We start from the raw sequence: 21,075 nt of genomic DNA on the forward strand, positions 1-21,075 counted from the left end.
TGAATTCCTATTCAATATCGCCAGGTACTAACGGCACAAATCTAACGGGAGCAATAACATGCTCTTTATAATTATCGCCTTTGCGGATAACCATTACTAATTTTTGATCGCTCTCACCAATTGGGGCTAATAACACGCCACCATCGGCCAACTGAGCAAGTAAGTCTTGCGGAACTTTAGAGGCCGCAGCAGTCACTATAATACCATCAAACGGCGCTTGTGATTGCCAGCCTTGCCAACCATCGCCATGCTTCATGGTTACATTATATAAATCGAGTTGCTGCAAACGTCTTTTTGCCTGCCACTGAAGTGTTTTAATACGCTCTACCGAGTAAACCTTTGTAAACGTTTTGGCCAATATTGCAGTTTGATACCCAGATCCCGTACCTATTTCTAGCACTTTATTGCGCACACCAGCTAAACGAAGTAGCTCTGTCATGCGCGCTACTATGTAAGGCTGAGAAATTGTTTGCCCTTGCCCAATAGGGAGCGCTGTATTTTCATAGGCTTTGTGTTTTAGCACATCATCTATAAAAATATGGCGCGGAATATCAGCTATAGCACTAAGTACTTGCGTATCTTCAACACCTTCACGCTTTAGTAAGTCAGAAAGCGCTTTAGCACTGCGGGTATAATTAGCGAGCACGATTAATCTCCAAATCGGCTAACCATTCTCCTACTGCCTTTAAGCTATCTTTAGCTGTCATATCAACACTCAGTGGCGTAACTGAGGCATAGCCATTATTGATTGCGTAAAAGTCGGTGCCTTCACCAGCATCGCTTTCGGTGCCAAGCGATCCGTACCAATAAATATCACGCCCCCAAGGATCGGTTTGTTTCGTCATCGTTTCAGCTTTATGACGAGCACCTAAACGTGTTACTTGCACCCCTTTTAATTCACTTAATGGAATATCTGGCACATTAATATTTATTATTTGATCTTTTGGAAGCGGATGCGAAGCCAAGCCTTTAATAATATTTACGGTAACAGCAGCGGCTGTTTCAAAATGATCGCCATTATGTGAGCAAAGCGATACCGCAATTGCAGGCAGACCTAAATGGCGACCTTCAGTTGCAGCGGCAACAGTACCGGAATAAAGCGTGTCATCACCCAAATTGGCACCATGGTTAATACCTGCAACAACTAGATCTGGCTTTTCATCAGCTAGCTGATTTACACCTAAATGTACACAATCAGTGGGTGTGCCATTAACTGACATAAAACCATTTTCGAGTGTAGTCGCTCGTAGCGGGTTCATAAGTGTTAAAGAATTACTCGCACCACTACAGTTGCGATCAGGTGCAACAAGGGTTACATCTGCAATTTGTATAAGCGCCTGATATAAAACCGCAATGCCTTTGGCATTTACGCCATCATCGTTACTTAACAGTATCTTCATTTATGCCATTATCCTTTTCTTTGCGCTCTCGAGGGCTAGCATCAGTGTAATCCACCAGCTCACGTAATAATGCGGTTGCAAAACACCCTTTTGGCAAACCAAAGCTTAGTTTTAGTGTGGTTTCATCAAGTGTTTCAACGGTTAAGTTTTGTGGAATTAAGCGCAGCATTCGGCGCTCATTTTTAAGGCCTAACTCACCTAAACCATCACACCATGTTTGGAAAGGTGCAAGCCATATTTTTTCTTGTTCGGTTAAGCCTTTTTCGCTTTTTCCCACCATAGGTGCCGACATCATAATATCGCCGGTAGCTAATCGCTCTATGTTTTCGTCATTAATTGCATCTTCAAAAAATGCATTGCTGCCGCTGAGCATAAATACTTCACGGTGCATTGTTTTAGCTAAACCATGCTCTTTTACACGTAAGCTCACTAACTGATTAAATACATGCGATCGTGCTGCTGAAATAATAATACCGCGCAACTTTTTATCGCGAATACGCTCACCGGCAAACATTTTTTCAGCCATAACTAAGTTATGACCGCCATGCCCAAAGCGCTGTTCGCCAAAGTAATTAGGCACACCTGCGCGTACTGCGTTAATACGACATAAAATATCAAGAGGGTTGGTTACGTTACGAAGCGCAATAGTAAATTTATTACCTTTGTGGCAGCCCGTACGTAACTTACGGTCGTGGCGCTGTTGCGACACAATAAAAATACTCTCACTATTTAAATCACTAAAATCGATAGGCTTTTTAATTGGTACTTTTACACTAAACCACTGCGAGCACACGCCGTGGCGATCTTTCATGCCTGCATAGCTTACGTCTCGCGGTGAAACACCCGCACGCTGTGCAATTAGCTTTGCAACGTATTGCGTGTTTTCGCCTTTTTTAACCACCTGCAAACACACGTGTTCGCCACTGCCGGTAAATTCTATACCTAAGTCTTCATCAACCATAAAGTCTTCAGCTGTGGTTTTAAAATCAGCTTTAGAAAGTGGTGCACCGTATAAATAATTTAAATCGCTCATGCGTTTTTTGTACTCGCAAGCTCTTTACTCATAATAACCACCGCATGGCTCGAAATACCTTCTTTGCGCCCTTCAAAGCCTAGCTTTTCGGTAGTAGTGGCTTTAACGTTAATTTGGCTAAGGTCGCAATTTAAATCGCTGGCTAAATTAGCGCGCATAGCTTGAATATGTGGCAACATTTTTGGTGCCTGAGCAACAATAGTCACATCGCCATTACCAAGTACATAACCTTGTTCTTTAGCTAAGCCCACCACATGGCGAAGTAAAATACGGCTATCGATATTTTCATACTCGCTTGCCGTATCGGGAAAGTGCTTACCAATATCACCCATTGCAAGTGAGCCTAAAATAGCATCGCATAATGCATGAATAGCAACATCACCATCTGAGTGCGCTAAAAAGCCCTGTGGGTAATCAATTTTTTCACCACAAATAGTTAACGGGCCTTCGCCGCCAAATTTATGTACGTCAAAACCATGGCCAATTCGTATCATAATCCACTCTCGTTTTGTTGTTTATGTAATAAAAACCCAGCCAGGTCTAAATCCTCTGGCGTGGTTATTTTAATATTATCGCTACGACCTGCTACAAGCTTAACCGGTTTACCCGCCCACTCAATTGCACTGGCTTCATCGGTAATAGTAGCCCCACTTGCTAATGCGTTTTGCAGTGCATTTTTAAGCTCGTCATATTTAAAAAACTGCGGGGTAAGTGCTTGCCATAAATCATCTCGCGGCACAGTTTGTAGGGCATGAGTGTGGCCGCGTTTTATAGTGTCTTTTACTTTGCTAGCTAAAATACCGCCTTCATCAGCGTTAATGCATTCATCAATTAAACGTTCTATATCACTGATATTAACTAATGGACGAGCAGCATCATGCACCAATACCCATGTAGGTGGGTTAGGCGCTAAAAAAAGCAAGCTATTGAGCACCGAGTCGGCTCGCTCTTTTCCGCCACTGGCTCGCACAATGCGATTATCAAGCAGTGGGAGTTCGTCAAAATAGGGGTCGCTGTCGCTAAGGGCAACAACAATAGTGCGTAATTGAGGTAATTGAGAAAGTTTAGCTAAGGTGTGTTCTAAAATGGTTTTACCGGCTAATTGTATATATTGCTTAGGCGCATTGTGCTGCATTCTACTGCCAACACCCGCAGCAGGTACAATTGCTGCAATAGTCTGTTTATTTGTCATATTGTTTGCCCGGTAAAACACGAATAAATGTTTCGTCCGGTTTAATCATTCCCAATTCGTTGCGTGCACGCTCTTCAATGCCTTCTTGGCCAAGCTTTAAGTCTTCAATATCTGCTTTAAGTACTTTATTACGTTTAATGAGTTTTTCGTTGGTTTGATGATGCGACGTTACTGCACCTTTTAGTCGTGTGTAGTCTTGTAAACCATTATGACCAAACCATAACCTGTATTGTACAAACAGTGCTAAGCACAGTAAGCCAACTTGAAAAATACGCATTTAACACTCCTTATTTTAAATTCCAAATACCTTAACTTTAATACGCTAAGGGGCGCTTTAAATTGCGCCAATTAATACTACCCGCTAAAAGCATTTCGCGTAGTGATAAAACACGCGGCATACAACGCTTCGAAAATTGCCACTGATGCCCGCAACATGCAGCGGTTAAACTCACTTTACTTGGCTTTATTAGCTGAGCATTTTGCTGCTCTAGCCCATTTCCTAAAAAATCAAACCAACCAAGCTCGTTACAATGCAGCTTATTTTCGCCTAACTGATCGATACTGTCTATTCTAAGACGCACCTGATCGTAGCCATGCAATATAACGGGCACAATAAGCCCCACTTTGGCATACGTTTGATAAAAAAGTTCATTAGCTTGAACATTCACATCGGGTGGGGTCGGTTTTTGCTTTTCAAGCCACGTACCATTTTGTGCATCAAGCGTAAAAGGCGTGTCACCATTGGCAACTAACGTTGCCGCTCGCTCAATATAATAAGGTAGGCTTTTTAACTGGCGGCGCAGTTTATCGGCATTAGGCTCTGCAACTAATCGCTGAACCTCACGCTGATAAAACGCATTGCACAATTGTGCATACAACACTTTTTGTGCATCAGTTTGCCAAATTTCAACTTGCTGTTGAGCACCAAGTGACTGATTTTTAGCGACCAAAAGCTGTACTCAAAAATATTCAGGTAAATGTTTTATAACACAGTATTGAATGTTTTTTAAGCGCAGCGCACTATTTTAAGCGCTTGGCTTTTCACCTAATTTTGCTTTACCTGATTCTAAAAATTGCACAACCGTATTACGCTTTTTACCAATCAATAAACTGCCATCAGCTAAAAACATAAAGTTTTGCCAATTGCGTTTAAATACATCAAACGTCGTTTCGATAATATTATCGCGTGCCATACAAAAATAAACCGTGGTGTTAGCTTCCCAATCTAAAAACGTTAAGATTGCTTCTGGTGGTAACGCATCGCCATTTTCCCACGCATCTTGCCAATCTACTTCTTGGCTAAAGCTTTTTTCTTGACCACACCAATCGGTGTCTTCAAAAAAATCAGGGTGATCAAATTCACGGCTCACCATGGTTGTCCAAAGTACGGCTGCGCGCTCGTCGCTCATAGGCTTTATTTTTGCTGCGTCTTCATCAGATACAGGTAAATCTTTGTGGCGAAAAACCCACGCCTTTTTGTAATCATCTAAAGAAATATAGTTCATAGTATTGGCAAATTAGTTAACATTAAAAGTGCAGAGCCAAATTATACAAGAGATCAAAACATGACTACAGCAATAAAACCACTTTCCCTAAAACCAGGCATATACCAACACTACAAAGGCCCGCAATATAAAGTTATTCATGTTGCCACCCATAGCGAAACCGAGGAACAGCTTGTGATTTACCAAGCACTTTATGGTGAATTTGGTATATGGGCGCGCCCACTTAGTATGTTTTTAGAAACTGTTGAAAAAGAAGGTGAGGTCATACAGCGTTTTGCTTATATTGGACCTGCTGCTTAACTATGGCATTATAACAAAATAACTTACTGCTCAGACCAGACAAGGGTACACCGTGCAATTTAATTCAACTGACAATTACATAGCGAGTAGCGCACTTAAACAAGCTGTAAATGCTGCCATTATGCTCGAAAAACCACTTTTAATTAAAGGCGAACCTGGCACAGGTAAAACCATGCTGGCTGAGGAGTTGGCTAAAAGCTTAGATACCACGCTTATTCAGTGGCATATAAAATCGACTACTAAAGCGCAGCAAGGTTTATACGAGTACGACGCGGTTTCGCGCCTGCGCGACAGCCAACTAGGTGACGAGCGTGTACACAATATTGGCAACTACATCGTTAAAGGTAAGCTTTGGCAGGCATTTACGTATGCAGAGCTTAACGGCAAACGCCCAGTGCTTTTAATTGATGAAATAGACAAAGCCGACATAGAGTTCCCAAACGACTTACTACTTGAGCTCGATAAAATGGAGTTTCATGTTTATGAGACTAACGAGCGCATTGTCGCAAAAGAGCGCCCTATTGTGATCATCACATCAAATAACGAAAAAGAATTGCCGGACGCATTTTTACGCCGCTGCTTTTTTCATTATATTGATTTTCCTAGCAGCGACGAAATGCAGCAAATTATTGACGTGCACTACCCTAACGTTAAACAGGATTTAGTACGCCAAGCACTTGAAGTGTTTTTTAACCTGCGCGAAGCAAACGGCCTTAAAAAGAAACCTTCCACCAGCGAATTACTCGATTGGTTAAAGCTTTTAATGGCTGAAGACATAGACGCTAAAACACTGCACGACAAAGCGCAAAAAGGCGGATTAATGCCAATGTTTGGCGCCTTACTTAAAAACGAGCAAGATATAAGCCTAATCGAAAAACTCGCCTTTATGAGCCGCCGTTAAGATGTTGATTGCGTTTTTCTTCAAACTGCGTGAATACCGCCTACCTGTAAGCCTGCGCGAATTACTCGATTTAATTAACGCCTTAAAAAAAGGCGTTATATTTGCCGACGTAGACGCCTTTTACCATTTAGCACGCACCATAATGGTAAAAGACGAAACGCACTTTGATCGATTCGACAAAGCCTTTAGCGACTACTTTAGCGGTATTGCCGACCTTGATTTGCTCGAGAGCTTAAAGCAACAGCACAACCTACCTGAAGATTGGCTACGTAAAGAGTTTGAAAAACACCTAAGCGATGAAGAAAAAGCCCAACTAAAAGCCATGGGCGGGCTCGACGAGCTTATGAAAACCCTAAAAGAGCGTTTAGAAGAGCAACAAAAACGCCACGCTGGCGGCAATAAATGGGTGGGCACTGGCGGCACATCACCTTTTGGTGCATACGGCTATAACCCAGAAGGTGTGCGTATAGGGCAAGACGGCAACCGTAACCGCCAAGCAGTAAAAGTGTGGGATAAACGAGAATACAAAAACCTCGACACCGACAGAGAAATTAGTTCGCGCACAGTTAAACTCGCCCTTAAAAAGTTACGAAAGTTCGCCCGCACAGGCGCAAGCGACACGCTAGATTTAAACGAGACTATTCGCGCTACTGCAAAACAAGGCGGCATGCTTGATGTAAAAATGGCGCCCGAGCGCCACAATGCAGTAAAAGTATTGATGCTATTTGATATTGGCGGCTCAATGGATGACTACATTCATACCTGCGAAGAGCTATTTAGCGCCGCCCACAGCGAATTTAAACACCTAGAGTTTTACTACTTTCATAACTGTTTATACGAGCACGTTTGGCAAGACAACGCGCGCCGCCATTCAAACGTGATTGACACCATGACGCTGATTAATAAATTTACCAGCGACTACAAAGTAATATTTGTCGGTGATGCCACTATGGGCCCATATGAAATAACCTACCCTGGCGGCTCGGTAGAACACTACAACGAAGAGCCCGGCAGTGCATGGTTATCACGTGTCACAAACCACTTTGATAAAGTCGCCTGGCTCAACCCACAACCCGTTGAACACTGGCCATACTATCAATCGATTGGCTTTATAAAAGAGCTAATGAACAACCGCATGTATGCGTTGAGTTTAGATGGGATAAGTAGAGCGATAAAAGAGCTGAGTTAAAGTGAATAATAGAAATATATTAAAATTAATTTTGTTTGCATCACTTATTATAAATTTGGTTTTTATTACTATCTTTATAAGTGACTCTAAAAAGAATAAAAGCATTTATTTATTAGCAAGCAATGTTGAAGCTAAATGCTTGAATGATTGGAAATCACAAGACTCTAGGGTGCCTTTTATTACCTCTCATCAAATTTTAGGACCAGATCCTTTTACTGAGTATAACCTTTTAGAGCTGGGAGGTTATGATCAGTCAACATCTTTCACATACGAATTCTCAGCATGTTTTAAAGATAAATTTTCTACAGTAAGAACAATTGCAGAGATGAAATATGCTATTGATTTCATGGGTAAGCAATCAAAAAATGTTGGATTTTATAAATTACCAAATTCTGACGAAATTATTGTTTACTCAAATGAGTAACAATTAGGCTAGATTGGCTAAACTCACAACTCGTCGAGCAGTGGCTGCACTACCAATCAATTGGCTTTATAAAAAAGCTAATGAACAACCGCATGTATGCGCTTAGTTTAGATGGGATAAGTAGAGCGATAAAAGGGCTGAGTTAAATTTTGACTCAGCTATATTTGTATTAGAGTAGTTTGAATCATCAATTTAAAAAGTAATAGTAGCTTTAGTTATTTACATCAAAAAGAAATACCAACATTACAATTATCTGCAACACATCCAGATAACTCTGAAGAACCTCCATCAGGAAAAGTTACTTTTAAATAATCACCATTAGCTTCAAAATAGAAGCCTGCAAAAACCATATCCAGACGCGAAACCAAAATATCACACTGCTCAGTGATAGTTAGTACAAGATGTATTTTTCGATGCCTTTCTCTAATAGTTATACAAGGGCCTTTAACTTCTACATCCCAGAGAGAAGAATTAGCTTTCCACTCATTATCTTTAATTTCTAGTGAGACTTCTCCATTAGAGTCTGTAAATAGACCAGATAGCAAAAATGGTTGACCTAAGTACTCTGGTTTTTTTAATTGAAATAATGGGTAATTTGCAACTTGAATAGGGATTTTACAGTTGCTTAACTTGACACCACCAAAAATTAAAGAAGGATTACGCTCTGGGAAATCAAAAAACTCATTAGAGTAACCTTGTTGTAAACACTTTGGCATCCGCATTGCTAATTTTACACGTGACTTTGACCACATTTTTGTAGTTACCTTTGAATGGCATTGAGGACATAGGAGGGTCATATTAGCCGGGTCATGTTTATTTGCATCTTTAAACTCAGGATCTACATGTTCATATTGAATTATTCCTAATCCACAAATAACACACCCGAACCCACAGTGCTGACGAATCTCTCGCTTTATTTCTGCTGGAATTACTCTACTCAAACCAAACTTATTAACTTCCATATTATTCTGATCCAGTTAAATTATTATATTAAAGACATTTTATTTTTTCTGTAGAATTTTATTTACTTAATAAACTTACACATTCCTAATCCTAAAACATCTCCATCACGCTTTACATAACCATATTGTGTATAAAAACTTTCTTTACCGTGAGCACTTAATAAAGCTATTGTAGCGCCATTAGAGCAGGTGTTGCTTAGGTAGTCTTCAATGTGGGTCATAACTAAATGACCTATGCCTTGTTTTTGATAGCTTGGCGCAACAATTACATCTTGAATATAAAAATACATTGCGCCATCACCGATTATTCTACCAGTACCTATCAACTTATCGATGTGGTACACGGCAACCCAAAACAATGAATTTTCGATGCTTGCTTTTAATGTTTTATCGTCAGGGTTTTGCCACTTTGCTTGTGCGCGTAAATTAGTAAATTCATCCAGTGCTGGAGCTGAATATTCAACCTTATATTCCATAACATCCCCTACTCACTTTTGAAGCCCTTTACTCATAAACAAGCTGTACGGATCTAACTCATAATCACCAAACGGTTCGCACTCTTTAAAACCAAATTGAGTGTAAAGCTTTTGTGCGGGCAAAAATGCCTTTGCCGTGCCGGTCTCTAAGCTTAACTTTTTGTAACCTCGCAAAGTTGCTTGCTCAATAATATGCGTGAGCAATTTAGCAGCGATGCCTTGGCGTAAATAGTTGCTTGAGGTGCGCATTGATTTAATTTCGCCATGAGTGGCATCGAGCGCTTTTAATGCGCCAACACCCGCTAAATTATTATCAATCCATAAGCTATAAAAGATTATATCGGGCTGAGTGAGTTTGCTCACATCAAGTGCATGTACGCTCTCAACAGGTGAGTGCTTTAGCATATCGTTATGATGCGCATGTAGTAGTTTTATAACGTGTGGGTTTGAAAGCTCACCTATTCTAATATCCATTTATACCTCGTTTAATCCTAGAATTTAATGCTTTAGGGCTTTAATGAAAACCCTAAAGTAAGTGGCTCTATTTAGGCTGCTAGTTTCCATACTACAAACGCAACAGCAAAGCCTACTAAATACACTAAACCTAACCACGTTAAACTACGTAATAGCACGCTGTGCTTTATAGCAGGCTCTGAGCGCACAAGGCTAAAGTTAAGCCATGCAAAAACGGGGGTGGTAACAAACGAAAGTGTCATTGCAAACGTAAGCATTGGACCAAGGGCTGATTTAAAGAATAAAATAACGGCCATGCCAGCTAGTGCTTGCAGTACAAGCCAAATATTTAGGCTGTGTTTTGATTGCTTAAAGCCAAGTAGTTTATGAGATTCGTTAAGCGTGCGGGCGTAGCCATCTAGCACGGTAAGTGTAGTGCCAAACATACATAAAAAGGCGATTGCTGATACAAGCGGCCTTGCCCACTCGCCTATTGTTAATGCGTACATATCAATAAGCTGCTTGGCAAACGCGACACCGCCGAGTTCTATACTACTGGTTTGCCCGTACTGCACTAATACACCTAAGCTAAAAAATACCAAGGCTAAGCCAGCTGTAAGCCAGTAACCTACGTTAAAATCGAACAAGCCTTGGCTTTTAGAAACTGTTTGCTGCGCTTGTTTTTCTTTTAGCCATAAAGAACTTAATGCAGATATTTCGATAGGGGCTGGCATCCAACCCATTAAAGCCACCATAAAGCTCAGCATAGCCAGCTCGTAAGGTGATGGGCCAACATAGTCAGCAGGCGCCATTGGGCCATTACTAAACGCGATAACTAACGCAATAACGGTAGCCAGCGTTAATAACCCCATTATGCCTTTGGCCACACTGTCGAGCGCTTTAAAGTGCCCTAACAATAATATGGCTAAGCACACTCCTAATAATATCCAACATAGCAGTGTTACTTCTATCACTACGGGCAACGCGTAATGCAGTAAGCTTGCAGTAAGTAGTAATACGCCAGCGGTATTAACTACGGCGGCTACAATGTTTAAACCGATAAAACTGTAAAAATAAAACGGGCCTTTACTTTTATAGCCCTCCACTAGGCTATTTTTAGTCGCGAGTGTGTATTCCATACCAAAGCGAAAAAACGGGTACTTTAAAACATTAACAACCAGTATTAGCCAAAATAGTTGCCAGCCAAATATTGCCCCAGCTTGCGTAGAGGCAACTAAGTGAGAACCGCCAATAGCGGCTGTTGCCATGAGTATTCCAGGTCCAAGCGCACCTAGTCGAGACTTCCATACTGCTTTTGTTGTGTGCATTAATTTCTCAAAATATGTGTGTTATACGCTGCTTTTATTAATTTTTTTGATTAATAAACTGCAAGAACGCATAACTTACCTAAATTACAGGCAATAAAAAAGAGCCATACGGCTCTTTTTTACAATACTTTGTGACTAAATTTTATTTAAGATCCATCTCTTGGATGATCTCGTGTGCGATTTCAGGTGTAGTGCTAACAGGCTTTTCGTGTAAGTTTGCTTTTATCTGCCCTTTTCGATGTTTTAGTGCCGCATCGAGTTTTTTAGCTGCGCTTGCAATGGCAGGGTACATAACTTCGTTTTCCCCTTTTACCGATATGCGCGTGCCTTCGTAATTAGTGCTAATTTCAGCTTGGATTTTATGATGCTCTTTAGACAAAATAATATCGAGTGCAATAAGCGATGGAAAGTGGCTCTCGATTTTTGAAAATTTTTCGTTGATGTGCTCTCTAATAGAGTCAGTAACTTCAACATGGTGACCAGAAAGATTAATTTTCATAGGGTATCCTTTTATTTGTTACCTCATAAATAGTATTGGGGGCTATTTAGATTAACACAAGGAAAAAAGAGAGATATTTGAGGTTTATTTGCGGTTTTTGGTGATTTAAATCATGCGTTGTGCAAAGTTTATGCAAAGCCCATAGTGCATGGGCTTTCAGACGTCTAGCTGTATTGATTAATCTGTGTACGAACAACAGTAGTCAGCAAAATCAGATACTTTTACTTTAAAGCTTACATTTGCATCAACATTAAACGATTCACCTGCGTTAAATGTTTTCCACTCACTTGCCCCTGGTAATAAAATATCCCATTGGCCAGCTAAAAGCTCCATGCATTCTTTTTGGTTTGTATCAAAAACAAACTCACCAGGTTGCATAAAGCCTAAAGTTTTCGCTTCGCCATCACCTAAAATAACGGTACGGCTCGACACTTTTCCGTCAAAATATACATTGGCTTTTTTTACTACACTTACGTTATCGAACTTTGGCATTTTTAGCTCCTGCTATTAATTTAAGATTTTTATTTATAAATTTTATCGCACTACCTTGCCTGATAGCTTACTTTCTTGCAAGGAAAGCAGCATTGTTCAAGGTGAAGTTGCTTCATGTTAGGGCATAAAAAAACCCGCAACATGTGCGGGTTTTTCAATTACTTACTTTATTTAATCAAAGCGATTAAAAAAGCTCGTTTGCTTTGCTTACAATGTTTGCCACTGTAAAACCAAAGTGCTCAAACAGCTCACCAGCAGGTGCCGACTCACCAAAGGTAGTCATACCTACTACTGCGCCATTTAGACCTACGTACTTGTACCAGTAGTCAGCAATACCTGCTTCTACTGCTACGCGGCGTGTAACAGATGCCGGTAATACGCTTTCTTTATACTCTGCGCTTTGATCTTCAAAGGCATCAGTACATGGCATAGATACAACACGTACCTTTTTACCTTGGCTGCGTAGCTCAGTTGCTGAATCTTGTGCTAGTTGCACTTCAGAACCCGTTGCAATTAAAATAATTTCAGGATTGCCGTCACAGCTAAGGATGTAACCACCCTTTTTAACATCGCTTAATTGCTGTGCGTCACGCGCTTGTTGCTCAAGACCTTGGCGAGTAAAGATTAACGATGTAGGACCGTCTTTACGCTCAATAGCTTGTTGCCATGCAATTGCCGACTCAACTTGGTCACATGGGCGCCAGTTGTATAAGTTAGGCGTTAAACGCATGCTTGCAATTTGCTCTACTGGTTGGTGAGTTGGACCATCTTCACCTAAACCGATTGAATCGTGCGTGTATACAAAAATGCTTGGTTGCTTCATTAATGCAGCCATACGTACGGCATTTTTTGCATATTCAACAAACATTAAGAACGTAGCACCGTAAGGAATAAAGCCTTTATGAAGGGCAATACCATTCATAATTGCCGACATACCAAACTCACGTACACCGTAGTAAATGTAGTTACCGCTTGCATCGTCGTGTGTTAAACCTTTAGAGCCATCCCAAATTGTTAAGTTTGAGCCTGCTAAATCGGCTGAGCCACCCATAAATTCTGGTAATAACGGACCAAATGCGTTTAATGCATTTTGCGATGCTTTACGAGACGCTGGGTTTGCAGGGTTTGCTTGTAATTGCTCAATGTACGCTTGAGATTTTTCAGCCCAATCGCCAGGCAGTTCGTTATTAATACGACGCTTATATTCAGCTGCAAGCTCTGGGTATGCTTTTGCGTATGCTGCAAATTTTTCGTCCCAGCTTGATTCAAGCTGCTGACCTTTTTCTTTGCTATCCCATTGTGCGTAAATATCATCAGGAATTTCGAACGCATCGCCAGTCCAACCTAAGAATTCGCGAGACGCTTTAATTTCGTCATCACCTAGTGGTGCACCGTGACAATCGTGGCTACCAGATTTATTAGGTGAGCCGTAACCAATAATTGTTTTACAACAAATTAGTGATGGTTTATCGGTAACACTTTTAGCTTCTGCAATTGCAGCACTTATAGCATCGCTGTCGTGGCCATCAACACCACTAATTACATGCCAACCGTATGCTTTAAAGCGAGCTGGCGTGTCATCTGTAAACCAACCTTCTACTTCACCATCGATTGAAATGCCGTTGTCATCCCAAAATGCAACAAGTTTACCCAGACCTAATGTGCCTGCAAGTGAACCAGCTTCATGAGAAATACCTTCCATAAGGCAGCCATCGCCCATAAATGCATAGGTAAAGTGATCAACAATATCGTGACCTTCGCGGTTAAACTGTGCAGCAAGTGCTTTTTCGGCAATTGCCATACCTACGGCATTTGTGATCCCTTGACCTAATGGACCCGTAGTAGTTTCGATTCCTGGTGCGTAACCATATTCTGGATGACCTGGTGTTTTAGAATGCATTTGACGGAAGTTTTTAATTTCGTCCAGTGGTAAGTCGTAACCACTTAGATGCAATAGAGAATAGATAAGCATTGAACCGTGGCCGTTTGAAAGAATAAATCTGTCACGGTCAGCCCACTCTGGATTTGTTGGGTTGTGTTTTAGATAATCGCGCCATAATACTTCTGCGATATCAGCCATGCCCATAGGGGCTCCAGGGTGACCAGATTTGGCCTTTTGTACTGCGTCCATTGACAAGACGCGAATAGCATTTGCAAGTTCTTTGCGAGATGGCATGAATTCTCCTACCTTTATGTGTATTTGCGCGGGTATTTATGTGTTTGTTTATGCACCCAAGTAACTTGGGTTTGTTTATATCGACCATTCTTACTTATTGTGGGGGCTGTGTGCAATTAAAAACCCTATAAAAGTGAGGCATTATGAATATTTTTTAAGACCAAAAAGTTATTAGTAATTTTATTTAGACGTCTAGGCGTAAAAACACTATGCAAGGTGTTTTGTTTTCGATAAAATACGCCCCTTAATTTTTTAGCGCTAATACCGACGTTTGTGAAGCGCAATATTTGTGAGCAGAATTACAATGGCAAAACATTTATTTACTTCTGAATCAGTTTCTGAAGGTCATCCGGATAAAATCGCCGATCAAATCTCTGATGCGGTACTTGATGCTATCCTAGAGCAAGACTCTCATGCCCGTGTTGCGTGCGAAACTTACGTAAAAACAGGTATGGTTATGGTTGGTGGTGAAATCACTACTAGCGCATGGGTTGATATTGAAGAAATTACACGTAAAACAGTACGTGAAATTGGCTACACGCATTCAGACATGGGTTTCGATGCAGATTCATGTGCAATTTTAAACACTATTGGTAAACAGTCTCCTGACATTAACCAAGGTGTTGACCGTACTAGCCCAGAAGAACAAGGTGCTGGCGACCAAGGTCTTATGTTTGGTTACGCATGTAACGAAACAGAAGTACTAATGCCTGCGCCAATTACTTACTCACACCGTTTAGTACAGCGCCAAGCGCAAGTACGTAAAAGCGGCGAGCTTAACTGGTTACGTCCAGATGCAAAATCTCAAGTTACTTTTGCATACGAAAATGGTAAGCCAGTAGGTATTGATGCAGTAGTACTATCTACTCAGCACAGCGAAGACATTTCGCAAAAAGATTTAGTAGAAGCGGTGATGGAGACTATCATCAAGCCGGTACTTCCTGCAGAGCTTATTACAAGCGCGACTAAATTTTTCATTAACCCAACGGGTCGCTTTGTAATTGGCGGACCAATGGGCGATTGTGGTTTAACAGGTCGTAAAATCATCGTTGATACATACGGTGGTATGGCTCGTCACGGTGGTGGTGCTTTCTCTGGTAAAGATCCATCAAAAGTTGACCGCTCAGCTGCATACGCTGCACGTTACGTTGCTAAAAACGTAGTTGCGGCTGGCCTTGCTGATAAATGTGAATTACAAGTTTCTTACGCAATCGGTGTTGCAGAGCCTACATCTATCAGCGTTGAAACGTTTGGTACAAGCAAGTTAGAAGAAAGCCGTTTAATCGAACTTATTCGTGAACACTTTGACCTGCGCCCTTACGGCTTAATTCAAATGCTTGATTTAGAGCGCCCTATCTACCTTCCTACAGCGGCTTACGGCCACTTTGGTCGTGACGAATTCCCTTGGGAACGTACAGATAAAGCTGATGCACTTCGTGCAGCTGCTGGCCTTTAAGCTAAAAGTGTTGAAGTAAATTAAAAACGGCCCTTAATAGGGCCGTTTTTGTATCTAAAACTTATCAGTTACATTGTTTGTAGTACGTCTACAAAATAACTATAAAATCAACCTCGAATTCTTTTGTACTTTAGGTATATACTCATTTCATTATAAAAGCTTTAGGGATAGTTAAATGGCCGATAACTTTCGCGTTATATTTGCAGGACTTGCCGATAACGTTGACATAAAAACAGCGTGCGCAAACTTAGCTGCAAAATTAAAAACGTCAGATGAAAAAGTAGCTCTTTTTTTTAAAGGTAAGCCGCTGTTTGCGCCAAGCGATAAAGACAAAGCGTTAAAACAGACTAAGTTATTAGCAAGCCTAGGTATTAAAAGTAAGCTGCAAGCTGTTTCAAATGCGATTCAAAATAGCTCCCCCGCAGCTGCAAATAACAACCAACGTGATGAACGTATTTTTGATGCACTTGATTACATCACTAGCAGCTTAATACGCCTTGAAGAAAAGCTAGATGAGCTAGAGCAACGCCTTCCTGAAGCTCAATTAAATACACCAGACGAAAGTGTAGACGAATGGCAAAATGACGACCTAATGCTAGATGAGGATTTAGCGACTCCTAAAAAACGCAGTAACTTACTTTTATATTCATTGATTGCAACTGCCACCATTTTGCTAGTCGTACTGGCTGTTTTTTTAATTTTTCCCGATTTATTCTCTTTTTAAAAATGGCTAATTAGTTTAATGAGCAATAAACGCGCACAAATAAGAGCTGAAATTCGTAACACCCGTAAAAACTTGTCAAATAATCAGCAAATAATTGCTGCGCAATCGCTAAAAATGAATTTTATTCAACACTTAAAAAGCGAAAATACAACGAATTCAAAGCATATTGCCATTTATTCAAGTAACGACGGAGAACTAGACACTTCATTGTTAATTAAAGAATTATGGAACTTAAACCATGCTGTTTATCTACCTATAATACACCCATTCAATGGCGCTAATTTACTATTTCAGCGCTATGAGAAAAACTCACCCATGAGGGCAAATCGCTATGGTATCTTGGAGCCTAAGCTGAACTGCTCTCAAATATGCCCATTACCAGCGCTTGATTACCTCCTTATGCCATTAGTGGCATTTGATAAACAAGGTAATCGCCTAGGAATGGGAGGTGGGTTTTACGACCGGACATTGGCGCGTTTACACGAACAAAATTGGCAAAAACCACAACTAATTGGCCTTGCACATGAATGCCAAAAAGTTGATGCTCTACCAATCGAGTCATGGGACGTACCTCTTAAAACCATTATCACCCCAGATAAAACATACTGTTGGTAACATTTAATTTTGGTTACTAACCGCATATTTCTGACATACATGAGCACAAAGCAATGACACAAGACGAATTAAAAAAAGCAGCTGCTTGGGCAGCACTCGAGTTTGTAAAAGAAAACACCATTGTAGGTGTCGGTACAGGCTCTACTGTTAATCACTTTATTGATGCCCTTGGCTCAGTAAAGGACACTATTGTAGGCGCTGTATCAAGCTCAGAAGCGTCAACTGCACGTTTGGAAGCGTTAGGTATTGAAGTGTTTGAACTTAATAACGTTGATGCTTTAGATGTATACGTTGACGGCGCTGACGAAATAAACGCTCAAAACGAAATGATTAAAGGCGGCGGCGCAGCGCTAACACGTGAAAAAATAGTAGCAGCAGTTGCAAAACAGTTTGTGTGTATTGTTGATGACACAAAGCTGGTAGATACATTGGGCGACTTCCCGCTTCCGGTGGAAGTTATTCCAATGGCGCGCAGCTACGTTGCACGAGAATTATTAAAACTTGGTGGTGACCCTGTTTATCGCCAAGGCGTAGTTACCGATAATGGTAACGTTATATTAGATGTATTTAACTTAAAAATTACCAATGCCAAACAACTTGAAACACAAATAAATTCAATTGTTGGCGTAGTTACCAACGGCCTATTTGCGATGCGAGGTGCTGATAAAGTGATTATCGGTACCAAAAATGGGCCACAAATTAAATAGGATGAGGTTATGAGTAAGGTATCGTTAGCAAAAGACAAAATTAAAATTCTCTTGCTTGAAGGTGTTCACCAAAGCGCTGTTGAAACGCTAAAACGTAACGGTTACAGCAATATCGACTACGTTAAAACATCCTTACCTGAGGACGAGCTTAAAGAGCGCATTAAAGATGTTCACTTTGTAGGACTTCGTTCTCGTACTCATATTAACCAAGCTGTATTAGACTCAGCTGAAAAGCTAGTTGCTATTGGTTGTTTTTGTATTGGTACAAACCAAGTTGATTTAGATGCTGCACGCGAACGTGGTATTGCTGTATTTAACGCTCCATTTTCTAATACTCGTTCAGTTGCTGAACTTGTACTTGGCGAAATTCTACTTTTATTACGTGGTATTCCAGAGCGTAATGCAGCGGCTCATCGTGGTGGCTGGTTAAAAACAGCAAATGGTTCGTTTGAAGCACGTGGTAAAACATTAGGTATTATTGGCTACGGTCACATTGGTACTCAGCTAGGTATTATGGCTGAAAATATCGGTATGAACGTGGAGTTTTACGATATCGAAGATAAGTTATCACTGGGTAATGCAACACAAGTTCATAACCTTACTCAGCTGTTACAACGCTCTGATATTATTAGCTTACATGTACCAGAAACCCCGCAAACTAAAAACCTTATTGGTACAGCAGAACTTGCAGTTATGAAGCAGGGGTCTATTTTGATCAATGCATCACGCGGAACTGTTGTTGATATTGATGCTCTTGCAGAAGCGCTTACAGAGAAAAAACTAAGTGGTGCAGCAATCGATGTGTTCCCTACTGAGCCAAAATCTAACGATGAAGAATTTGTATCGCCACTGCGCCAATTCGACAATGTTATTTTAACGCCGCACATTGGTGGTTCTACACAAGAAGCGCAAGAAAACATTGGTATTGAAGTAGCGGGTAAATTGGCTAAATATTCAGATAATGGCTCAACTATTACTGCGGTTAACTTCCCTGAAGTATCGCTACCTGAGCTTGCTAATCGTAGCCGTTTATTACACGTACACCACAACCGCCCAGGTGTACTAACGCAAATTAACCAAGCGTTTGCACAGCACGGTATTAATATTGCTGCGCAATACCTACAAACAGACGCATCTATTGGTTATGTAGTTATTGATGTTGATACAGATCAATCTGAAGTAGCACTTAAAGAACTGAGCGCTGTTGAGGGTACAATTAGAGCACGTATTTTACATTAACCATTCTTTGATATTAAAAAAGGGTCCTTATGGACCCTTTTTTGTATTTAGATTACATATACTTTCTCAAGTATTTTTTGAATACCGGATCTGTTGCAGCCAACTCTTTTTGCTCAGCTAATATCTCTTTTAAAATAGCGCCTGAGGTAAGCGGGTTAGCAAGAACCACTCTAAATACAACCGTTGGTTGATTGTCGTATTTAGAAGGCGTTAAGCGTGTACGTGATACAAATGAGCGACCAGACTCGCGTTGACGCTTTTGCATACTGGCAGTAAAACGGTTCAGTGAAGCAAAAATATCTAACCGAGTTGCAGCATCTGCATCGGCTATTGCTTGTTTAATTTGCTTAGGTACATAACGATACGTTAATAAGCACAACTCAGGCTCCGAAATAAGCTCAAAGTCTTCATCAGCCTTAATTAAATCAGCAAAGTAATGTGCTTTTTTGATGCTTCGATCAATCAGCATTTCGTAACCTTTACGACCAATAACACGTAAGCAAGCGTGTACTAACATTGCCATACCCGGTCGGCTGCCTTCAAGCGTGTGGCTACCTAAGTCTTTTGAACCTTTACGTAATATGTACTCAGCGTGATGCTCTATTGCATCAGTTGCAGCGGGGTCTTTAAATAAAACCAAACCCGCTCCCATTGGTACATACATTTGTTTATGTGCATCGATGGTAATTGAATCTGCTCGCTCAATCCCTTTTAGTAAAGGACGGTGCGTACTCGATAAAAGGGTCGCTCCCCCCCATGCAGCATCTACATGAAAATGGCAGTTAATGTCTTGTGCTAAGTCGGCCATTTCATCAAGTGGATCAATATTACCGGTCTCGGTTGTTCCCGCGACCCCAATAATCGCCATTACTTTAATGCCTTGCGCTTCAAGCTCACGTGCTTTTTCACGCATCGCTCCTACATCAACTTTATTATTTTCACAGGTTTTAATACCAATTAAGTTATCGCGACCAATGCCGAGTAAATCAACCGATTTACCTAATGAGTAATGTCCGCGTTCTGATATTAATACTGCTAAACCTTTATAACCGTAATGCAGCATACCAGCAATTAAGCCTTGTGCGCCAATACCTCTAAAATCGCCATCAGGTTTTAATAAGCGGTTTCGCGCAATCCAAAGCGCAGTAATATTAGCAACCGTACCACCAGAGCAAAATGCACCTAATGAGGTTTTAGCACTGTGCATCCATTTAGAATAAAATGAGTCTTCTTGCCCATAAGCTAAATGATGCATCATCCCAAGCACTTGACGCTCAAGAGGCGTAAACGCTTTAGATGTTTCTATTTTTACTAGATTTTGATTTAGCCCTACCATCAATTTTGACAGCGGTAATAAAAAGTGCGGCAAGGCAGAGGTCATGTGACCAATAAAACTAGGCGCAGCTGTATGCACAGAATGTGCAACAAGCTGCTCCATTATGTCTTGGGCATAAGCAGAGACAAACGTTGGATCTTCTGGGATCACTGCCGATTGAAAATCTTTTTCTATTTCATGTAATGGTTTTTCAATTGCCGCTATATTTTCGTTTAAAAAACCTGCTAAATTACTCGAAATTTCAAGCTCGATTTTGCTTAAAGTTGAGTCTGGCGCTTCAGGTACAGTAAATATACGCTTAAGGCTTTCTTTAGAGGCGACGGCACAACGCTTTTGATCCATCTTAATACCTAGTGTGTGTGTATCTAAAACACGCGCTTACCCATCAAAAACGCCTACTTATTAGGACATTTGGAGCAATCGTGTTTCTTTAAAAATTGCGCTAACTTTACTGCAATATAACTAAAATGTCTCGTTTAAACCTATAAAAGCAATCAAAGCGATGACAAAAAAATGATAATTTAGGGTCTATTTATCTTTCAAGGTTAAATTTGCAGCAGTCTTTTGGTATTTAGGCAGGGCAGCGCCTATGTAGTGTGGTTATTCCCCATAAATAGGCGATAACGTAGCATTAATGCCAAACAGGCGCTGCCCAAAGGGTTCTGCCT

At 40.8% G+C, this 21,075-nt stretch carries 25 protein-coding genes; 9 read left to right on the forward strand and 16 right to left on the reverse strand.

Going from position 1 to position 21,075, the window contains the following annotated elements:
• Positions 1-7 precede the first annotated feature (7 nt).
• The 8 genes from H5089_RS11920 to H5089_RS11955 all read right to left on the reverse strand — a co-directional run bounded on the left by H5089_RS11920 (position 8) and on the right by H5089_RS11955 (position 5,130).
• Positions 8-646 carry a protein-L-isoaspartate(D-aspartate) O-methyltransferase gene (locus H5089_RS11920; protein ID WP_002958958.1) on the reverse strand — a complete coding sequence of 213 codons (639 nt, stop codon included), beginning with the start codon at positions 644-646 and terminating at the stop codon, positions 8-10.
• On the reverse strand, positions 636-1,400 hold the full coding sequence (gene surE / locus H5089_RS11925; protein ID WP_024600608.1) for a 5'/3'-nucleotidase SurE: 765 nt from the start codon (positions 1,398-1,400) through the stop codon (positions 636-638). Before surE ends, H5089_RS11920 begins: the two co-directional genes overlap by 11 nt.
• Positions 1,381-2,433, reverse strand: a complete 1,053-nt coding sequence (truD, locus tag H5089_RS11930; protein WP_182712267.1) for a tRNA pseudouridine(13) synthase TruD — start codon at positions 2,431-2,433, stop codon at positions 1,381-1,383. Before truD ends, surE begins: the two co-directional genes overlap by 20 nt.
• Positions 2,430-2,927 carry a 2-C-methyl-D-erythritol 2,4-cyclodiphosphate synthase gene (ispF, locus tag H5089_RS11935; RefSeq protein WP_024604077.1) on the reverse strand — a complete coding sequence of 166 codons (498 nt, stop codon included), beginning with the start codon at positions 2,925-2,927 and terminating at the stop codon, positions 2,430-2,432. The genes truD and ispF overlap by 4 nt, the downstream gene beginning before the upstream one ends.
• Positions 2,924-3,625, reverse strand: a complete 702-nt coding sequence (ispD, locus tag H5089_RS11940) for a 2-C-methyl-D-erythritol 4-phosphate cytidylyltransferase (RefSeq protein WP_182673805.1) — start codon at positions 3,623-3,625, stop codon at positions 2,924-2,926. Before ispD ends, ispF begins: the two co-directional genes overlap by 4 nt.
• The gene (gene ftsB / locus H5089_RS11945; RefSeq protein WP_002958963.1) at positions 3,615-3,902 is read right to left on the reverse strand and encodes a cell division protein FtsB; all 288 of its coding nucleotides are present in this window, start codon (positions 3,900-3,902) and stop codon (positions 3,615-3,617) included. Before ftsB ends, ispD begins: the two co-directional genes overlap by 11 nt.
• A 37-nt stretch (positions 3,903-3,939) precedes the next feature.
• Entirely contained in the window at positions 3,940-4,575 is a 636-nt protein-coding gene (locus H5089_RS11950) for a hypothetical protein (protein WP_002958964.1), read from the reverse strand.
• A 75-nt stretch (positions 4,576-4,650) separates the two neighbouring features.
• Positions 4,651-5,130 carry a DUF2947 domain-containing protein gene (locus H5089_RS11955; protein WP_002958965.1) on the reverse strand — a complete coding sequence of 160 codons (480 nt, stop codon included), beginning with the start codon at positions 5,128-5,130 and terminating at the stop codon, positions 4,651-4,653.
• Positions 5,131-5,190: 60 nt separating this feature from the next.
• On the opposite strand from H5089_RS11955, the gene H5089_RS11960 reads away from it, so the two are divergent.
• The 4 genes from H5089_RS11960 to H5089_RS11975 are packed head-to-tail and all read left to right on the forward strand — an operon-like array spanning position 5,191 to position 7,944.
• On the forward strand, positions 5,191-5,430 hold the full coding sequence (locus H5089_RS11960) for a DUF1653 domain-containing protein (RefSeq protein ID WP_039486721.1): 240 nt from the start codon (positions 5,191-5,193) through the stop codon (positions 5,428-5,430).
• A gap of 52 nt (positions 5,431-5,482) precedes the next feature.
• Entirely contained in the window at positions 5,483-6,331 is an 849-nt protein-coding gene (locus tag H5089_RS11965) for a MoxR family ATPase (RefSeq protein WP_182712268.1), read from the forward strand.
• A gap of 1 nt (position 6,332) precedes the next feature.
• A complete protein-coding gene (locus tag H5089_RS11970) occupies positions 6,333-7,520 on the forward strand; it encodes a VWA domain-containing protein (RefSeq protein WP_182712269.1) in 1,188 nt (395 codons plus the stop codon).
• Between the two features lies 1 nt (position 7,521).
• Positions 7,522-7,944 carry a hypothetical protein gene (locus H5089_RS11975; RefSeq protein WP_182712270.1) on the forward strand — a complete coding sequence of 141 codons (423 nt, stop codon included), beginning with the start codon at positions 7,522-7,524 and terminating at the stop codon, positions 7,942-7,944.
• Between the two features lie 224 nt (positions 7,945-8,168).
• Here H5089_RS11975 and H5089_RS11980 read toward each other — a convergent pair whose 3' ends face one another.
• The 7 genes from H5089_RS11980 to tkt all read right to left on the reverse strand — a co-directional run bounded on the left by H5089_RS11980 (position 8,169) and on the right by tkt (position 14,330).
• On the reverse strand, positions 8,169-8,906 hold the full coding sequence (locus tag H5089_RS11980) for an HNH endonuclease (protein ID WP_182712271.1): 738 nt from the start codon (positions 8,904-8,906) through the stop codon (positions 8,169-8,171).
• A gap of 62 nt (positions 8,907-8,968) precedes the next feature.
• On the reverse strand, positions 8,969-9,382 hold the full coding sequence (locus H5089_RS11985) for a GNAT family N-acetyltransferase (protein WP_182712272.1): 414 nt from the start codon (positions 9,380-9,382) through the stop codon (positions 8,969-8,971).
• Positions 9,383-9,394: 12 nt separating this feature from the next.
• The gene (locus tag H5089_RS11990; protein WP_182712273.1) at positions 9,395-9,856 is read right to left on the reverse strand and encodes a GNAT family N-acetyltransferase; all 462 of its coding nucleotides are present in this window, start codon (positions 9,854-9,856) and stop codon (positions 9,395-9,397) included.
• A gap of 71 nt (positions 9,857-9,927) precedes the next feature.
• The gene (locus H5089_RS11995; RefSeq protein ID WP_182712292.1) at positions 9,928-11,103 is read right to left on the reverse strand and encodes an NRAMP family divalent metal transporter; all 1,176 of its coding nucleotides are present in this window, start codon (positions 11,101-11,103) and stop codon (positions 9,928-9,930) included.
• A 202-nt stretch (positions 11,104-11,305) separates the two neighbouring features.
• A complete protein-coding gene (hpf, locus tag H5089_RS12000; RefSeq protein ID WP_007376058.1) occupies positions 11,306-11,662 on the reverse strand; it encodes a ribosome hibernation-promoting factor, HPF/YfiA family in 357 nt (118 codons plus the stop codon).
• A gap of 177 nt (positions 11,663-11,839) precedes the next feature.
• Complete coding sequence (locus H5089_RS12005) at positions 11,840-12,154, reverse strand: pyrimidine/purine nucleoside phosphorylase (protein WP_002958974.1); 315 nt, start codon at positions 12,152-12,154, stop codon at positions 11,840-11,842.
• 184 nt (positions 12,155-12,338) lie between these two features.
• Positions 12,339-14,330, reverse strand: coding sequence for a transketolase (tkt, locus tag H5089_RS12010; RefSeq protein WP_024604068.1), 1,992 nt, complete (start codon positions 14,328-14,330; stop codon positions 12,339-12,341).
• A 304-nt stretch (positions 14,331-14,634) separates the two neighbouring features.
• Here tkt and metK point away from each other — a divergent pair, with 304 nt between their 5' ends.
• From metK to serA, 5 genes are all read left to right on the forward strand, one after another.
• The gene (gene metK / locus H5089_RS12015; RefSeq protein WP_002958976.1) at positions 14,635-15,786 is read left to right on the forward strand and encodes a methionine adenosyltransferase; all 1,152 of its coding nucleotides are present in this window, start codon (positions 14,635-14,637) and stop codon (positions 15,784-15,786) included.
• Between the two features lie 175 nt (positions 15,787-15,961).
• Positions 15,962-16,510, forward strand: a complete 549-nt coding sequence (locus H5089_RS12020; protein ID WP_024595234.1) for a hypothetical protein — start codon at positions 15,962-15,964, stop codon at positions 16,508-16,510.
• Positions 16,511-16,528: 18 nt separating this feature from the next.
• Positions 16,529-17,125, forward strand: a complete 597-nt coding sequence (locus H5089_RS12025; RefSeq protein WP_182712274.1) for a 5-formyltetrahydrofolate cyclo-ligase — start codon at positions 16,529-16,531, stop codon at positions 17,123-17,125.
• A 53-nt stretch (positions 17,126-17,178) separates the two neighbouring features.
• On the forward strand, positions 17,179-17,832 hold the full coding sequence (rpiA, locus tag H5089_RS12030; protein ID WP_002958979.1) for a ribose-5-phosphate isomerase RpiA: 654 nt from the start codon (positions 17,179-17,181) through the stop codon (positions 17,830-17,832).
• A gap of 9 nt (positions 17,833-17,841) precedes the next feature.
• Positions 17,842-19,071, forward strand: coding sequence for a phosphoglycerate dehydrogenase (gene serA, locus H5089_RS12035; protein WP_024595232.1), 1,230 nt, complete (start codon positions 17,842-17,844; stop codon positions 19,069-19,071).
• Positions 19,072-19,123: 52 nt separating this feature from the next.
• Here serA and panP read toward each other — a convergent pair whose 3' ends face one another.
• Positions 19,124-20,749, reverse strand: coding sequence for a pyridoxal-dependent aspartate 1-decarboxylase PanP (panP, locus tag H5089_RS12040; RefSeq protein WP_024595231.1), 1,626 nt, complete (start codon positions 20,747-20,749; stop codon positions 19,124-19,126).
• Positions 20,750-21,075: the final 326 nt, after the last annotated feature.

It is taken from the genome of Pseudoalteromonas sp. SR45-1 (assembly GCF_014163655.1).
GTDB classification, from domain to species: Bacteria; Pseudomonadota; Gammaproteobacteria; order Enterobacterales; family Alteromonadaceae; genus Pseudoalteromonas; species Pseudoalteromonas distincta.

Coding starts and splice junctions, on each gene's coding strand:
- panP (WP_024595231.1), bottom strand. CDS start 20,749: ATGGATCAAAAGCGTTGTGCCGTCGCCTCTAAAGAAAGCCTTAAGCGT.
- tkt (WP_024604068.1), bottom strand. CDS start 14,330: ATGCCATCTCGCAAAGAACTTGCAAATGCTATTCGCGTCTTGTCAATG.
- serA (WP_024595232.1), top strand. CDS start 17,842: ATGAGTAAGGTATCGTTAGCAAAAGACAAAATTAAAATTCTCTTGCTT.
- H5089_RS11970 (WP_182712269.1), top strand. CDS start 6,333: ATGTTGATTGCGTTTTTCTTCAAACTGCGTGAATACCGCCTACCTGTA.
- H5089_RS11960 (WP_039486721.1), top strand. CDS start 5,191: ATGACTACAGCAATAAAACCACTTTCCCTAAAACCAGGCATATACCAA.
- surE (WP_024600608.1), bottom strand. CDS start 1,400: ATGAAGATACTGTTAAGTAACGATGATGGCGTAAATGCCAAAGGCATT.
- ftsB (WP_002958963.1), bottom strand. CDS start 3,902: ATGCGTATTTTTCAAGTTGGCTTACTGTGCTTAGCACTGTTTGTACAA.
- H5089_RS12025 (WP_182712274.1), top strand. CDS start 16,529: ATGAGCAATAAACGCGCACAAATAAGAGCTGAAATTCGTAACACCCGT.
- hpf (WP_007376058.1), bottom strand. CDS start 11,662: ATGAAAATTAATCTTTCTGGTCACCATGTTGAAGTTACTGACTCTATT.
- H5089_RS11985 (WP_182712272.1), bottom strand. CDS start 9,382: ATGGAATATAAGGTTGAATATTCAGCTCCAGCACTGGATGAATTTACT.
- truD (WP_182712267.1), bottom strand. CDS start 2,433: ATGAGCGATTTAAATTATTTATACGGTGCACCACTTTCTAAAGCTGAT.
- H5089_RS12020 (WP_024595234.1), top strand. CDS start 15,962: ATGGCCGATAACTTTCGCGTTATATTTGCAGGACTTGCCGATAACGTT.
- H5089_RS12005 (WP_002958974.1), bottom strand. CDS start 12,154: ATGCCAAAGTTCGATAACGTAAGTGTAGTAAAAAAAGCCAATGTATAT.
- H5089_RS11980 (WP_182712271.1), bottom strand. CDS start 8,906: ATGGAAGTTAATAAGTTTGGTTTGAGTAGAGTAATTCCAGCAGAAATA.
- H5089_RS11955 (WP_002958965.1), bottom strand. CDS start 5,130: ATGAACTATATTTCTTTAGATGATTACAAAAAGGCGTGGGTTTTTCGC.
- rpiA (WP_002958979.1), top strand. CDS start 17,179: ATGACACAAGACGAATTAAAAAAAGCAGCTGCTTGGGCAGCACTCGAG.
- H5089_RS11995 (WP_182712292.1), bottom strand. CDS start 11,103: ATGGCAACAGCCGCTATTGGCGGTTCTCACTTAGTTGCCTCTACGCAA.
- H5089_RS11990 (WP_182712273.1), bottom strand. CDS start 9,856: ATGGATATTAGAATAGGTGAGCTTTCAAACCCACACGTTATAAAACTA.
- ispF (WP_024604077.1), bottom strand. CDS start 2,927: ATGATACGAATTGGCCATGGTTTTGACGTACATAAATTTGGCGGCGAA.
- ispD (WP_182673805.1), bottom strand. CDS start 3,625: ATGACAAATAAACAGACTATTGCAGCAATTGTACCTGCTGCGGGTGTT.
- metK (WP_002958976.1), top strand. CDS start 14,635: ATGGCAAAACATTTATTTACTTCTGAATCAGTTTCTGAAGGTCATCCG.